The 1,274-nt window shown below is 65.5% G+C and carries 1 pseudogene; it reads right to left on the bottom strand.

What is annotated here, in order from left to right:
* Nucleotides 1-8: 8 nt before the first annotated feature.
* Nucleotides 9-1,274 (bottom strand): annotated as a pseudogene (locus tag J8I82_RS37690) (IS3 family transposase); the annotation flags it as partial.

Below are 1,274 nucleotides of genomic sequence, written 5' to 3'. Positions count from 1 at the left end.
CGCCTCATTCATGCAGCCAGGCGTTGGTTTTCGGCGCCTGGCTTGATACCGGTGGGCACGGCAATCTCGCGCTCTGGATTGAGCGTGACCGTGTCGATTGGCGACCAGTCTCGAGTGTTGCATGACCAGCGACGCGGGTTGCGCTCACGGGCCTGAACATACAGCACGTGGCGCGCGGCGAGAATCTTGTCGTCTTGACCGGCGTGGCGCTGTGCCGGGCTCACGTAGCGGATGCCGCTGTGCCGGTGCTCATGGTTGTACCAGTAGACGAAGTGCGCCGCCCACGTACGCGCCGCAGTCAGATCGGCAAAGCCCTTGGACGGGAACTCAGGCCGGTACTTGGCCGTGCGGAAGAGGCTTTCCACGAAGGCATTATCGTCGCTCACCCGCGGACGTGAGTACGAAGGCTTGACGCCTAGCCAGTGCAACATCGCCAGCACCGTGGTGGCCTTGAGCGTGGCACCATTGTCTCCGTGCAGCACCGGCTTTGCCGCCATGGCATGAATGTTCTCGGCCAGCGCCGTGCGCTTGACGAGATGCGCCGCGTGGTCGGCGTCGTCGCGATCGTGGACCTCGAAGCCCACGATCTTGCGGCTGTACACGTCCAGTATCAGGTACAGGTAAAACCAGCGCCCAGCGACCTCGGCGGGCAAATAGGTCATGTCCCAGCACCACAGTTGGCGCGGCGCCGTGGCCACGTGCGTGGTGGGCGGACGGCTCTGGCGCGGTGCCTTGGCACGTCCTCGATGCCGGGTCTGTCCATGTGCGCGCAGCACTCGACCAAAGCTCGATTCGCTGGCCACGTAGACACCCTCATCGGCCAGCATGGGCACGATGCGCGCCGGCGGCATGTCGGCGAAGCGCGGCTCATTGGCGACGGCCAGAATGCGTTCGCGCTCCTCAATGCTCAGCGCGTGCGCCGGCGTGGGCCGGACGGCCCCGGGGCGCCGGTCGCCGACCACCAAGCCATCGTGGGCCTTCCAGCGTTGCAGCGTGCGCACGGTTATGCCTGCTACCTCGCAGGCCAAGCGCAGGCGAGCACCGCCTGCGTGAGCGGTTTCGATATGGCGGACCATCGTGTGGCGATCTTCCAGGCCGATCATGCGTCCTCGTCCTTGTCCTTCGGAAAGATGCCCTCGAGCTTTTTTGAGAGTATCAGCAGGGCAGCGGCTTCGGCCAGGGCCTTCTCCTTGCGGCGCAGCTCGCGCTCGAGTTCCTTGATGCGGCGCCGATCGGCCTTTGTCTCACGATGGGTGGCGCGCGCATCCTCGGGC

The organism is Cupriavidus consociatus (genome assembly GCF_017814975.1).
GTDB classification, from domain to species: domain Bacteria; phylum Pseudomonadota; class Gammaproteobacteria; order Burkholderiales; family Burkholderiaceae; genus Cupriavidus; species Cupriavidus consociatus.
The sequence above is the reverse complement of the archived record's forward strand: the minus strand, read 5'-3'. Positions and strand labels throughout refer to the sequence as shown.